The organism is Streptodolium elevatio, from assembly GCF_040649515.1.
Lineage (GTDB): Bacteria > Actinomycetota > Actinomycetes > Streptomycetales > Streptomycetaceae > Yinghuangia > Yinghuangia elevatio.
Genome location: NZ_JBEZFP010000054.1, coordinates 40,816 through 52,804, shown reverse-complemented (window position 1 = coordinate 52,804; position 11,989 = coordinate 40,816). Strand labels below are relative to the sequence as shown.

General features: G+C 73.5%; 12 protein-coding genes and 1 pseudogene. 8 read left to right on the top strand and 5 right to left on the bottom strand.

The window, feature by feature from the left end; genetic code table 11:
- Both AB0C36_RS21145 and AB0C36_RS21140 read right to left on the bottom strand, forming a co-directional pair.
- Positions 1–509: pseudogene (locus AB0C36_RS21145) on the bottom strand (hypothetical protein); the annotation flags it as partial.
- A complete protein-coding gene (locus AB0C36_RS21140) occupies positions 506–1,294 on the bottom strand; it encodes a ferritin-like domain-containing protein (RefSeq protein ID WP_358356205.1) in 789 nt (262 codons plus the stop codon). The pseudogene AB0C36_RS21145 and the gene AB0C36_RS21140, both read right to left, overlap by 4 nt.
- A gap of 194 nt (positions 1,295–1,488) precedes the next feature.
- Between AB0C36_RS21140 and AB0C36_RS21135 the strand changes: the two genes are divergently transcribed.
- Positions 1,489–2,007, top strand: a complete 519-nt coding sequence (locus AB0C36_RS21135) for a putative immunity protein (protein WP_358356203.1) — start codon at positions 1,489–1,491, stop codon at positions 2,005–2,007.
- An 18-nt stretch (positions 2,008–2,025) separates the two neighbouring features.
- Here the strand turns inward: AB0C36_RS21135 and AB0C36_RS21130 are convergent, their stop codons facing one another.
- Together AB0C36_RS21130 and AB0C36_RS21125 are read right to left on the bottom strand one after the other, a co-directional pair.
- The gene (locus AB0C36_RS21130) at positions 2,026–2,232 is read right to left on the bottom strand and encodes a hypothetical protein (protein WP_358356202.1); all 207 of its coding nucleotides are present in this window, start codon (positions 2,230–2,232) and stop codon (positions 2,026–2,028) included.
- Positions 2,233–2,575: 343 nt separating this feature from the next.
- Positions 2,576–3,829, bottom strand: a complete 1,254-nt coding sequence (locus AB0C36_RS21125) for an ROK family transcriptional regulator (RefSeq protein WP_358356200.1) — start codon at positions 3,827–3,829, stop codon at positions 2,576–2,578.
- A 400-nt stretch (positions 3,830–4,229) separates the two neighbouring features.
- Here AB0C36_RS21125 and AB0C36_RS21120 point away from each other — a divergent pair, with 400 nt between their 5' ends.
- The gene (locus AB0C36_RS21120; RefSeq protein ID WP_358356198.1) at positions 4,230–4,631 is read left to right on the top strand and encodes an Imm7 family immunity protein; all 402 of its coding nucleotides are present in this window, start codon (positions 4,230–4,232) and stop codon (positions 4,629–4,631) included.
- A gap of 3 nt (positions 4,632–4,634) precedes the next feature.
- Here AB0C36_RS21120 and AB0C36_RS21115 read toward each other — a convergent pair whose 3' ends face one another.
- Positions 4,635–4,955, bottom strand: a complete 321-nt coding sequence (locus AB0C36_RS21115; protein WP_358356197.1) for a cupin domain-containing protein — start codon at positions 4,953–4,955, stop codon at positions 4,635–4,637.
- 752 nt (positions 4,956–5,707) lie between these two features.
- Here AB0C36_RS21115 and AB0C36_RS21110 point away from each other — a divergent pair.
- The 6 genes from AB0C36_RS21110 to AB0C36_RS21085 are packed head-to-tail and all read left to right on the top strand — an operon-like array spanning position 5,708 to position 11,960.
- Positions 5,708–7,264 (top strand): ATP-binding protein, encoded by a 1,557-nt coding sequence (locus AB0C36_RS21110; protein WP_358356195.1) that lies wholly within the window; start codon positions 5,708–5,710, stop codon positions 7,262–7,264.
- 7 nt (positions 7,265–7,271) lie between these two features.
- Positions 7,272–7,709: a roadblock/LC7 domain-containing protein gene (locus tag AB0C36_RS21105; RefSeq protein ID WP_358356194.1), complete on the top strand. Its 438-nt coding sequence runs from the start codon at positions 7,272–7,274 to the stop codon at positions 7,707–7,709.
- Positions 7,706–8,191, top strand: coding sequence for a DUF742 domain-containing protein (locus tag AB0C36_RS21100; RefSeq protein WP_358356193.1), 486 nt, complete (start codon positions 7,706–7,708; stop codon positions 8,189–8,191). Before AB0C36_RS21105 ends, AB0C36_RS21100 begins: the two co-directional genes overlap by 4 nt.
- Entirely contained in the window at positions 8,172–8,762 is a 591-nt protein-coding gene (locus AB0C36_RS21095; protein ID WP_358356191.1) for a GTP-binding protein, read from the top strand. The genes AB0C36_RS21100 and AB0C36_RS21095 overlap by 20 nt, the downstream gene beginning before the upstream one ends.
- Positions 8,759–10,087: a cytochrome P450 family protein gene (locus tag AB0C36_RS21090; RefSeq protein WP_358356190.1), complete on the top strand. Its 1,329-nt coding sequence runs from the start codon at positions 8,759–8,761 to the stop codon at positions 10,085–10,087. The genes AB0C36_RS21095 and AB0C36_RS21090 overlap by 4 nt, the downstream gene beginning before the upstream one ends.
- Positions 10,071–11,960: a helix-turn-helix domain-containing protein gene (locus tag AB0C36_RS21085; RefSeq protein WP_358356188.1), complete on the top strand. Its 1,890-nt coding sequence runs from the start codon at positions 10,071–10,073 to the stop codon at positions 11,958–11,960. The genes AB0C36_RS21090 and AB0C36_RS21085 overlap by 17 nt, the downstream gene beginning before the upstream one ends.
- Positions 11,961–11,989: the final 29 nt, after the last annotated feature.

Below are 11,989 nucleotides of genomic sequence, written 5' to 3'. Positions count from 1 at the left end.
TTGGCGTGGTCGGCGTGCTGGGCCATCGCGGTGGTCGCGAAGTTCGCCACGGCCGGGGGTACGGTGCCCAGCTTGCCCGCCCCGGCGGCCGAGATCGCGGCCTGGTACGCGCCCACCGCCTGGTTCTCCAAGGCCGCCGCGAGCGCCACGACCTGGAGGTCGCCGGTGTACGTGCCGGACGGAGCCGGAGCGGCCTGCCCCGATGCCGAGGCCTTCGGGTCGGCGGACGAGCCCTTCCCGTCGTCGTCCGAGCACGCCGCCAGGGCGAACGCGGACAGGCCCACCACGCCCAGCCCGCGCAGGAACCGGCGGCGGTCCAGGCCCGCGTCCGGCAGGCCCTCGTCCGCGCCGCGCCTCGCGGCGTGCCGCTTCTCCCCGGCCTTGGCGCCGAGTTCGGCGGCCGCCGCGTACATCGCCGGGAGCGTCGCCCGGTGGGCCTCGTCGACCTCGCGGGTCAGTGCCGCGAGTTCCGCCTCGGTGCCGTCGAACTGCTGTCGGTCGCGCTTCACTTCACGGCCCCTTCATCGATCGGGGAGGCGTCCTTGGTGGGGTAGAAGGCGTCGGGGAACCCGACCGACCCGGCGGCGGCCGGAAGCTTGGCGGCGTCCGGCGGCAACACGACCAGGTCGGCGGCATTGCCCGCCAGCAGCGCCTGCACCGCCAGCAGGACCGCCTTGTGCTGTGCCTCGACCGGCGCCACCGACCCGAACAGGCGGCGCAGCGCCGGTTCGGAGACCTGCGACACGTTCTTGGTGTACGTCTGCGCCGCGACGTCCTCCAGCGTGATCGCGAGCTTGACCACATCTGCCGGGCCCTTGATCGTCGGCAGCGCCTGCTGCACGACGGCCGCGTACCTCGGATCGGGCCCGGTCTGCGGCTTGCCGCCGGCATTGACCGCGGCGGCGTTGAACGCCCGGGCGTGGGCGGCGTGTTGCGCATTCGTCTTCTCGACGAACGCCTTGACGACCGCGTTGCCGTTCTGGATGAACGGCAGTCCGGCGGCGGTCGTATAGACGTTCACCGCAAGGTTCTCCAGCGACGCGGCGGTCTGCAGCGCCATCACGTCGTCCGCGGCGCTCGCCGCGGTGGCCCGGCCGGCGCCCAGCAGGACCGCGCCGGCGGCCACGCCGCCCAGGAACCCGGGACGCCACCAGCGGCGGCGCCCGTACCGCTCCGCCGCCGTGTCGGCGTATTCGTCGAGTGCGGCGCGGGTCAACCGCGTCGCGTCGCTGTGCAGGTCCTCGGACTGCTCGGTGAGGCCCTGCAACAGCCGGGTGTCGATGGGCTCTGCCACCACGGCTCCTTCCGTCCGGCCCGCCGGTCGCGGGCACGTGCGGCAGGTTCGGCGCGCCCCTCCGCCCGGATGGGTCTCGATGCGGCGACCCACCCCGAATTCACCCGTTCGAAGTGCACCGACACGGGCCCGTCCGGTGGGGCCGCATTGCTTCGGCTTTCGGGTCCTTCGCGGTGTCCGGTTAGGGTCGGACGGTGATCCTGCCCAAGGAGCGCGACCCCCGCTTCACCACGATTCGGCGCGGGGGCACGCTCACCGACGCCGACCACCGGCTCCTGGCCCGATGGGCGGCCGCCTGCGCGGAGCACGTGCTGCCGCTCTTCGAGGCGGTCCAGCCGTCGGACCCCCGGCCCCGCGCGGCGATCGCGCAGGTCCGGGCGTGGACCCGCGGTGAGGTCAAGATGTCCGAGTCCCGAGCGGCGGGCGGCCACGCCATGGCCGCGGCGCGCGTGTTGACCGGGGCCGCCCGGCACGCGGCGTTCGCCGCCGGCCAGGCCGCGGTCGTGGCGCACGTCGCGGCACACGAACTCGGTGCCGCGGCCTACGCGATCAAGGCCGCGCGCGCGGCCGCTCCGGCGGACGAAGCGGAGAGCGCCGGGCGCCTGGAGTGCCGGTGGCAGCGCGATCAGCTGCCCGACGAGATCCGCGAACTCGTGCTGGACGACCAGCGCCTGCGCAACGACATCTGCTGGTCGGTCTTCGACTTCCGGTGATCCCGCAGGCGCGCCAAGTCACTTCGGGTCGCGGCAGGGGCGGGGTGCCGGTGTTCTGACGGCGAGCACGAGGAGAACCAAGGACGAGGCGACGAACGGGACTTCGACGATCACGCAGAACAGGCCCATCCGGATCCCGACGGCGATGACCTCCCCCGCGCCGGTGCCGGCGTATGCGATGTGCTGCTTCTGCGGCATCAGCCAGCTGTCCTGCTTGCGCAGCATGCAGGCGTCGACCGTACGGCCGACTTCGCAGCCGCCGCAAAGGCGGACGCGGACGTCGGCCTGCACCGGCCTTGGCACTGCGGATCGGCGAGTCTTGCGTGAGCTGCACGAAGAAGTACGCCACGTGCGGTCCACGCTGGGACGACGGTAGCCACGACGCCCGGGGGTGTCACTGCCGGACTCGGGCACAGCCCGAACCGCAGGTCCTTCCGCATCGTGACCGGGCCGCGGGGTGAGCACGGGGCCTTACCCTCACAGTTCCGCCGGGCCCGCTACGGGCCTGCGTAGGCGCTGCCTAGAGGTCCCGGCCCAGTGCCGGGGCTGCCCGCAGCGGGCGGCGGGCCTACCTGGCTCGTTCCTGCCGCGCCACGGCCAGCGGGTCGGCGAGGATGCGCGCGACGACCTCTCCGGCGGCGCCCAGGACGGCGCCGTCCGCGACCTCTGACGTTCGGAGGACGGGGCTCCGGCCCCGCAGCCGACCTCCGCCGGCCTCCAGGGCGGCGGCAATATGGGGAGTCGTCCAAGGGGCGATCTGCGCGTGCAGACCGCCGAGGACGATGGAAGCCGGGTCGAACAGGTTCGCCACCGCGACGAGCGCAACACCGAGTCCGCGTCCCGCCTGCCGGGCCGCGTCGAGGGCGCGCCGGTCGCCGGCTTCGAGGCGGCGCACCAGCTCGGCCGCGCCGGCACCGGGCGGCCGGTCGGGGACCGCGGTGCCGAGTGTCGCGGCGTCGGAGTTGGCGCCGGCGGGCACCCGGATGCCGGCCACCGACAGCAGCGCGTCCAGTCCCGCGACCTGCTCCAGGCAGCCGCGGCCGCCGCAGCGGCACGGCGGCCCGTCCGGGGCGACGATGACGTGGCCGAGTTCTCCGGCAGCGCCGTGCGCGCCGCGGAAGAGCGCTCCGGAGACGACGATTCCGGCACCGATGCCGGTTTCGCTCGAGACGTGGACGTAGTCGCCGAGCCCGGGACCGGCGCCGAACCACAGCTCGGCGAGCGCGGCGAGGTTGGCTTCGTTGTCGACGGTGATCGGGAGGGGCCGGCTCGGGATCGCGTCGGAGAGGAAGTCGGCCGCGGGCAGCGCGTCCCAGCGCAGATTGGGGGCATTGACGAGTTTCCCGTCGATGACTCCCGGAACGGCGACCGTCGTTCCGGCGAGTACCAGCCCGGCGCGCCGCGCCTGGCGCGTGACGAGGCGGGCCAGGTTCGCGAGCGCCGCGACGGCGTCCTGGGGACGGTCGCCGGCCTCGGCGCGGGCCACGGTCCGGCGGATGCGCACCTGGCGGGTCAGGTCGACGACGCATGCGGAGAGGTAGCCGACGTTGATCTCCAGACCCAGCCCGGCGATCGGGCCGGACGCCACGGACACCGGGGCGCCGGGCCGCCCGCGGCCGCCGGGCACCGGGTCGTCGGCGCTGACGATGCCGAGCCCGGTGAGCGCCGCCACCTGGGCGGAGACGGTGGTCTTGGTCAGGCCGGTGAGTTCCGCGAGCCTGGCCCGGGTCACCGGCTGGCTGCGGTCGATCTCCGCCAGCACCAGGGCGAGGTTGCGTTCGCGCATCCCCACCAGGTCGGTGGGGCCGTCCGGCGTGCTCATGCGCGGATCCTCTCACTGTCCGCCGGTCGCGCCGCGCCCCGGTCGCCAGGCGGCGCCTTCACGGGCGATCAGCCGCCCGTGGCCCAGGTCGGCCGCCCGTGGCCCAGGTCGTCCGTCCGACCGGTCGGCCGGCCGGATTCACCGGGTCACGCCCGCCCCCGGCGAATCCGCGCACGTGACCTTCCACCTGCACGCCCTGATGACCGGAGCCTCGTACGCCGGCATACGGCTCCGGACAACGGTGTGCCTGACCGGCGCAACCCGCCGCGTCGGCCACGAACGCGTCATGGACACCCCCGTGTCAACGGGTTGATCCCGCTCAGCGTGACCAAAGCCCTCGATCTCTCGGAGGCCGGGAATGCGGCCGCCGGCCTCCGAGAGGGCCTGTAGGGTCCGGCCCATGTTCGAGTACCACGGGTGGATCAACGTCCAGGACACCGCCGGCGCGGAAGACGCGGACCACGACGTGGACCGAATTCGCCGGATCGCCGACGGAATCCGGGAGCGCATCCGCGAGATCGACAGCCCCTATCTGTTGGACCTGCGATGGATGAACGGAGAGGCCTTCGTCCATTTCGGCGGCTTTCCGAACCACCGCGACGCCGGGATTTTGGCGTTCTTCGCCGAGGTCGGCGTACGGGCGCCCGGGTCGTACGGGTTGCTCCACGTGCGCGACGACGAGGACTCCGGTCACGAGAACGAGGTACGCGTGATCAGGATGGTCCGCGGACGGCTGACCGAGCACCCCGAGCCGCTCCTGTCACCGTGCATCCCGCTGCTCGAAGACCCCTACCAAGGCTAGGGGTTACACCCCGGCGGGGTGGACGACCAGCACCTTGCAGCCGTCGGCGGAACGAGGGAAGTGCACCGATCCCGGGGAGCCGACGACCACGCTCCCCTTCGGGTGGTCGGCGTGGCCGTCCGACAGCACGCCTTCGGTGACCACCAGGATCTCCGGACGCGCGTGCCGGTCCTCGCCGAACGCGGCACCCGGTGCAAATGTCAGCTCCATCACCACCGAAGGATCTTCGGCTGTTCCCTCCTTCAGCAAACGCATGGTGATTCCGTCCACGACGGCATTTGCGGGTGTGTCCTGAATCGTCGTGACACTGAATCCAGCAGGCATCGGTATTCCTCGACTTCCACGCCAATTTCGTTCAGGGGTACGGGATTTCCCGCGATTCCGCGGCCCGCGCCGAGAACGGTAGGCGGGGACGGCGCCGCGCTGCCACGGCCCTGGTGCACAAATTTCACCTCCGCGGAGGGACCCCGTGCACCATCTCCGCGTTTCCGCCCGCGGGCTCGAACGCACCGGTTGGCCGGCGGCCTCATTCTGCGATCGAGGCCGCCGGACCGCCAACCAGACAGCGTGACTTCACGCCGCGCACCCGGGATAGACAACGATGCGGATGGCCGTTTCACCCTTTTCATGACAGGGGCACACCGCGATCGGGCCGGTCGCGGTCGCGGCGCATGGTGCCTGACAGCCCTGTCGTGCGGCCGGACGTGTGCATGGCCGCACCGTTTCGGGCCCGCAAGTGTGCACCGCGGCCCTGTTCCGCTCCGAAAATGGTGCACCACGGCCGTGGTTGCCGGCCCGGGCATGCCCTAGCGTGCTGGGCGCCGCAGCTCCGGCCGAGGGACAGGATCCGGCCACGTGGCCGCGCGGCGTCACAGACGAGGAAGACCGATGCCCGTTGGATTCAGTGGCACGCCGTTCCGGGACCCCCGGGCCCGCTCCGGCACGGCGGACCCGCGCGGCTGAGCATGCGGAAGGACGTACGGACGACGTACGAGAAGGCGTGCCGAAAGGCGTACGGAAAGGCCGGTTGCGGCGGCCGAGTTCATCCGGATGGTCCGGCGATTGGCTGAGAGCTCATGATCGATGACGTGCACGTGTGGGTCGGCGCCTCCAGCGCGGCGCTGGCCGCCACCGCGACCTGGCTCGGGCACCGGCCCGGACAACGCAGAGCGGCGCAGCGCCTCCGGCGGGCCCAGGAGCGCGCCGCGCAGACCGCGGCTCTCGGCGAGCGGACCGCCGCCGACACGGCCGACCGAGCCGTCGCCGACGCGCGGCGGCAGGTCGAGGAGGCCCGCACCGAGGCCGCCACGCACTGGTCGCAACTCCAGCTGGTGATGGCCGAGTTGCAGCACCTGGTCGACGTACGCCTGCCCGCCGTCGCGCAGGGGCTCCGGGAACCCCGGGCCGCGGTGCCCACCGGGCTGCGGCGTCCCGACCTGCTCACCGGTTCCGAGGTGGCGGGCCGGCTCGAACAGGTCGAGGCGGCCATGCGGGACGCGGCGTTCGCCGTGCGGGGCCGGGTCTCCGACTCGGCGCGCGCGGGCGTGCGTGTCGCCGCGGAGGAGATCCAGGCGAGCCTGACACGTGCCCAGCGCGACATCGACAACGCCTTCGACGACCACGACGAACTGGGCCTGTCGGGACGCGGGTCGGCGTACGCCCGGACGCTGGCCGGCGTGGACCGCAGCGTCACCCTTGCCGCGCACACCGTGCAGCGCCTGCGGATCCTGACCGAGTCGTGGCCGGGCGTCCAGCGCGCGAACTGCACCGTCGCGGAGATCGTGGAGAGCGCGCGCGGGCGCATCCTGCACAGCAGTTCGGTCGACTACACGTACGTCGCGCAGACCGGCGAGGCGGTGGTCGAAGGCCTGGTCGTGGAACCGGTCATCGTGGCGCTGACCGAACTGCTGGACAACGCCACCACCTACTCCGGGGGCCGCGTCCAGACGCATGTGCTGCTCGTGCCGAACGGCATGCGCCTGACCGTGGACGACCACGGGCTGGGCATGAGCCCGCTCCAACTCCAGGAGGCCGAGCGCGCGCTGTCCTCGGGGGAGACGGATGTGACCGCCCTGGCCGACCCGGGCAGGCTCGGCTTCGCGGTCATCGGACGGCTGAGCCGGACGTACGGCCTGCGGGTCGGGCTCTCGCCGTCCTCCTCCGGAGGTGTGCGGGCGGACCTGCTGATCCCGGTGCGGCACCTGGTGGCGGAGGGGCTGCTCCCCCAGGCGACCGGCCCCGGGACGCCACACCCCGAGGCGGCAGCCGCACAGGTGGCGGCCGCCGAGGTGCCGCGCGCACAGGTGCCGGCCACGCAGGTGCCGGCCATACACGTTCCGTCTGCGCAGGAGCCTTCTGTGCCCGGGCGATCCACGCCGGGGCCGTCGGTGCAGGGGTCGTCTGTACAGGAGCCACCTGTGCACGGGCCGTCGTCCGACTCCGCGGCGTCGGACGAGTCGACGGAGCGCACCGCGCTGGGCCTGCCCAAGCGGCGTCCGCGCGAGGCGCTGCGCCGCGAGACGCGTCCGCGGCAGCAAGAGGTGCCCGACCCCGGGGTGTTCGCCGACGGGTTCGCCCGGCTGCAGGGCGTCCTGGCGGCCGGCTACGACGACGACAGCGACAGTGGAAGGTGAGCCGAGGATGTCCGAGTTCCCGCACGTCACCGCCGACACGGCCGACCTGCGCCCGCAGCTCAACGCGTTGCTCGGCGACGGCGTCGTCTCCGCCGTGCTGTTCTCCTCGGACGGGCTCCCGCTCGCGGGCACCGACGGCCTCGGCCGGGACGAGATGGAGCGGTCCTGCGCGGCCTTCGCGGGCATCGCGTCGCTGCAGGACGCGTTCGCCGACTGCTGCCGTACGACCCCGGAAAACCTGCTGATGCGCTATCAGATCATGGACTTCACGCGGTACACGGTGCTGCTGTTCGCGGCCGGCCGGAACAGCGGCCTGGGGGTCGCCGTGGAGGGTGACTCGATCAGCCCGAACGTGCAATTGACACTGTCCAAGGCCTTGAAGCTGATCAAGGCCCTGGGGCCGTTCCTGGCGGCCCGGGACCGCCAGTTCCCGACCCGGGTATGACCTCCGGCGCGGGCGGAGGCGGCCACACGCGCCGCGGCGTCGTCCGTTCCCACACGGTCATCTCCCCCGACACGGACACGCCGGACCACGACGGGACGTTCGACGCGACGGACGGCCCCGCGGAGGTCGGCACCGCGTACCACGGCGGGGAGGGCTGGGACGGCGGCACCGGATACGAGGACACCCCGAAGCGGGGTCGGCCACGCGTCGACATGGCGACGCTCCTGTCCCTGGCTCCTGCCGCGCCGGCGGCCGGACTGCCGGTCCAGGCACGGCGCGTGCTGGCGCTGCTGGAGCCCGGCGTGCTGTCGGTTGCGGAGGTGAGCGCCCGCCTGGAGCTGCCCGGCGGCGTGGTGCGCGCGGTGGCGGCCGGCTTGGTCGCCGGCGGCCACGTGCGTGCCGCCGATCCGTTCGTCCCGCGTGCGCAACCGCACGAACGGGATTTCCTGGAAAGGGTTCTGCATGGCCTCCAGCGCCTCTGAGCGCGGCTACCTGCCGGACGGCGCGCGCTCGGTGAAGATCGTCGTCCTGGGCGCGTTCGGGGTGGGCAAGACCACGTTCGTGGGCACGGTGTCCGAGATGCGCCCGCTGCGCACCGAGGAGCGGCTGACGCGCGCCGGCGAACTGGTCGACGACGTGGCGGTGGACACCAAGTCCACGACGACCGTCGCCATGGACTTCGGCCGGCGCACCCTTGCCGGCGGCATCGTGGTCTACCTGTTCGGCGCCCCCGGGCAGCCGCGGTTCGCGGCCATGATCCGGTCGCTGCTGACCGGCGCGCTGGGCGGCCTGGTGCTGGTCGACACCCGGCACATCGACCGGTCGTACGCGTCCATCGACCTGTTGGAGGAAGCCGGAGTCCCCTACGTGGTCGCCGTCAACACCTTCTCGGAATCCCCCGGATACTCCGAGGCGGTGCTGCGCGACGCCCTGACCCTTCCCGACGACCGCCCGCTCGTCTTCGTCGACGCGCGCACCATGCAATCGGCCAAGCACGCGCTGGTCGCACTGGTCACCGACATCCTCCGCCCCGCAGGGAGCCACACCCCATGAACCGCTCCGCGCTGCCGCGGCTGCACGGCGCGGCGTTCAGCGAAAGCCCCGAGGACGCGTACGCGTCGCTGCGCGCGGCGGGCCCCGTCGCGTGGGCCGAGATCGCGCCCGGCGTACGCGCCTTGGTGGTCACCGACCACGCCGCGGCGCGCGAGCTGCTCACCGGCGCGGACTTTGCCCGGAGCCCGGAGCACTGGACTCCGCTGCCGGACGTCGTCGCCACGACCCACCTGGCCCTGCTGCGCCCGGGCGGCCTGCAGCACGTCGACGGCCCCGAGCACGAGCGGCTGCGCGGCGTGCTGGACGACTGCCTGGCCGGCGTCGACCTGCACGCCGTCCGACGCGGCGTGCAGCGGCACGGGCGGGCGCTCGTCGGCGGGTTCGCGCCTCGTGGGCACGCGGACCTGATGGCCGAGTACGCCGACCAGGTGGCCGGCCACGCCGTCGCCGACGTCCTCGGCTGCCCGGACGACCACGACCGGATCCGCGCGTACGCGAGGTCGGTGGTCGACGCCGGGCCGGACTCGGTGGAGGCGGCCGGGAAGCTCATGCGGCGGCTGCGCGAGATCGTGCGGGAGAAGCAGGGCTCGCCCGGGGCCGATCTGACGTCGAGGCTGCTCGCGCACCCGGCGCGGCTCGGCCCCGGCGAGGTCGAACTCCTTTTGTCCTCCATGGTTCTGCTCGGCATCGCGCCCACGGCCGCCTGGATCGGCACCGCGCTGCATGCGCTGCTGACCGAACCCGCGTACGCCGGGGAGTTCGTCGGCGGCGCGGTGACCATCCGCGGCGCGATGGACGCCGCCCTCGCCGCGCGGTGCCCGGTGGCGAACGCGTCGGTGCACTACGCCCGTCGTCCGGCGATCCTGCACGGCGTCGTCGTGGCGCCGGGGGTGCCTGTTCTGGTGGGGCACGCCGCCGTCGGCACCGACCCCGCGCGCCCCGGTCGCGGCCGGCCGCGGGACCGCAGCCACCTGGCGTGGTCGGCCGGCCCGCACCACTGCCCGGCGCAGGCGTTGGCCGCGACCGTCGCGGAGGCGGCGATCGAGACGGTCGTCGACGCGCTGTGGGACCTGTCGACACCGACGCGGGTCATCACCGGCAGGCCCGGCCCGTTCCAGCAGTGTCCCGTGCACCTGGGCGTGGTGTTCGCCCCGGACCGCCGCGACGGCGTGACCGGGGCCGATGGCGGCGGCGCCGACGGTGTCGTGGACACTTCTGCCGTTACCCACGCGACCGGCGCAAACGCGGGCAGCGCGTACGCGGGCGGCGCCGACACACGAACGGACGAGAAAGGGGTGACGACGGGACATGCTGTCTCTGCGTGACGTGACCGCCATACCGGAGTACGGACTGGCGCCGCAGGGGCCGGATCCGGCGATCGCCGCCGACCGCGAGGTGCACCGGGCGCTGATCCTGTCCGGCAGCCAGTGGATGGGTCCGGACATCTCGCAAGCCCTGATCGTCTCCGACGCCGGGGAACTCCAGGCCGTCGACCGACTCCTGGGCGCCCTCGCGGTCGGCCGTGCCGCAGCGCTCGTCCTGGCCGACTTCCCCGGCGGCGACGCCGTCACCTGGATCCGGGACGCGGCGACGCGCCACCGCTTCCCTCTGCTGACCTCCACCCGCCCGCTGTCCGCATGGCGGTCCGGGCTCGCGCGGCGCGTCGCCGACCTCGCGGCCGACCGGGCCAGGCGACACGCCGCGACCCTCGGCGACCTCATCGCGCAGCTCGACACCGCGGACCCCGTCGGCGGTGTCACCCGTGCGCTGGCGCAGGCGTTGCGCGCGGAGGTCGTCCTGCGCGGTCCGGAAGGCATCGTCACGGCCACGCCGCCGACCGCCCCGCTCACCCTCGCGTCGGTCATGCAGCGCCCGGACCGTCCGCTCCAGACGACACCCACCGGCCTGTTCGCCGGCACCGTCCCGGTGGGCGCCGACCACGTGCTGATCGTCGCCACCGACGAACCCCTGGGACGCGCCGACCGCAACCTCACCGGGCACGCGGCCACCACGCTCGCCTTCGCACTGGCACCGCACCACCGGGAGGCCGACACCGCGAGCGTCACCACCGCGGTCCGCGGCATCCGGCTGTCGGCGTTCCAGCTCCTGATGACCGGCAACGCCACCCACGCGCAACGCGTCCTGGCCGGCATCGCGCCCGGTCTCCTCGACGTGGAGACCACGCGGGTCTTCATCGTCGACTGTGCCCGCGCGGACCGGGAGGCGGTCATGGCCGACGTGGAACGCCGACTCGACCGGAACGCCCTGGCGGTCCGCTGCCCCGCGTTCCACCAGCACATCATCATCGTCGCGCCGCAGCACCCCGAGCACGACTCGGAGGGCGAACTCAGATCGCTGCGCCAGACGTTCGGCTCCTCGGGGGTGACCGTGGGCGGCAGCCCGGTGCACCCGCTCGCCGGGATCGGCCAGGCATACGGCGAAGCCGCGGACGCGCTCGCACGTGCCGCCCACCACCCCGAGCGCACGGTCATCAGCGCGACCCGTACGCCGACCCTCGTGGACGTGCTCCCCGCCGTCCCGGCGCACACCTGGGCCGAGGCCTTCCTCCGGCCCATCCTGGCCACCTCCAGATCGGGCAGCCAGATCCTGGAATCCACCGCGCTGGCAGTGGAGTTCCGCACATCCGCGGCGGCGCGCGTCATCGGTGTGCACCGCAACACCGTGGCCCGGCGCGTCAACCAGGTGTGCGCCGCGGTCGGCCTCGACCCCGACCGCACGCTGGACCGCATCATTCTGTCGCTGGCCATCCAGATCGTCAGCTCTCTCCCCCAGCCGCCCGCTCCCCCCGCGCCGCACTCCCCCGAGGCCGACGTGTCCCTGCACGACGTGCTGACGCACCAGCAGGTGCGCATCTGGGCGGACCAGATGCTGCGGCCGCTCGCCGACGACCGCCGCGACCTGGTCCGCACCCTGCGCACCTGGGTCCTCGCCGAGTTCAACGCCGACGCGGCCGCCGCGCACCTGGGGATCGCGACCAAGACCGTCCGCTCCCACATCCGCGCCGCGGAGCCGCTGCTGCGCCGGGACCTCATCACCGGCCTGCCGCAGGACCGCGACGAGGAGGACGACGACCAGCGCCTCAGCGGACTGCGGCCGCTCACCATCGCGCTGTACGCCACCACCGCGCCCGGCGCCCCCTATCCCGCCCTGACCCACCGGCCGCGCGGCGGGTCGTAGCGAGCGGTTCACGGGCGGGGGGCCAGGGC

What these genes read in the sequence shown, in the direction of transcription:
- AB0C36_RS21130 (WP_358356202.1), bottom strand. Translation starts at nt 2,232, where the DNA reads ATGCTGCGCAAGCAGGACAGCTGGCTGATGCCGCAGAAGCAGCACATC.
- AB0C36_RS21125 (WP_358356200.1), bottom strand. Translation starts at nt 3,829, where the DNA reads ATGAGCACGCCGGACGGCCCCACCGACCTGGTGGGGATGCGCGAACGC.
- AB0C36_RS21120 (WP_358356198.1), top strand. Translation starts at nt 4,230, where the DNA reads ATGTTCGAGTACCACGGGTGGATCAACGTCCAGGACACCGCCGGCGCG.
- AB0C36_RS21115 (WP_358356197.1), bottom strand. Translation starts at nt 4,955, where the DNA reads ATGCCTGCTGGATTCAGTGTCACGACGATTCAGGACACACCCGCAAAT.
- AB0C36_RS21110 (WP_358356195.1), top strand. Translation starts at nt 5,708, where the DNA reads ATGATCGATGACGTGCACGTGTGGGTCGGCGCCTCCAGCGCGGCGCTG.
- AB0C36_RS21105 (WP_358356194.1), top strand. Translation starts at nt 7,272, where the DNA reads ATGTCCGAGTTCCCGCACGTCACCGCCGACACGGCCGACCTGCGCCCG.
- AB0C36_RS21100 (WP_358356193.1), top strand. Translation starts at nt 7,706, where the DNA reads ATGACCTCCGGCGCGGGCGGAGGCGGCCACACGCGCCGCGGCGTCGTC.
- AB0C36_RS21095 (WP_358356191.1), top strand. Translation starts at nt 8,172, where the DNA reads ATGGCCTCCAGCGCCTCTGAGCGCGGCTACCTGCCGGACGGCGCGCGC.
- AB0C36_RS21090 (WP_358356190.1), top strand. Translation starts at nt 8,759, where the DNA reads ATGAACCGCTCCGCGCTGCCGCGGCTGCACGGCGCGGCGTTCAGCGAA.
- AB0C36_RS21085 (WP_358356188.1), top strand. Translation starts at nt 10,071, where the DNA reads ATGCTGTCTCTGCGTGACGTGACCGCCATACCGGAGTACGGACTGGCG.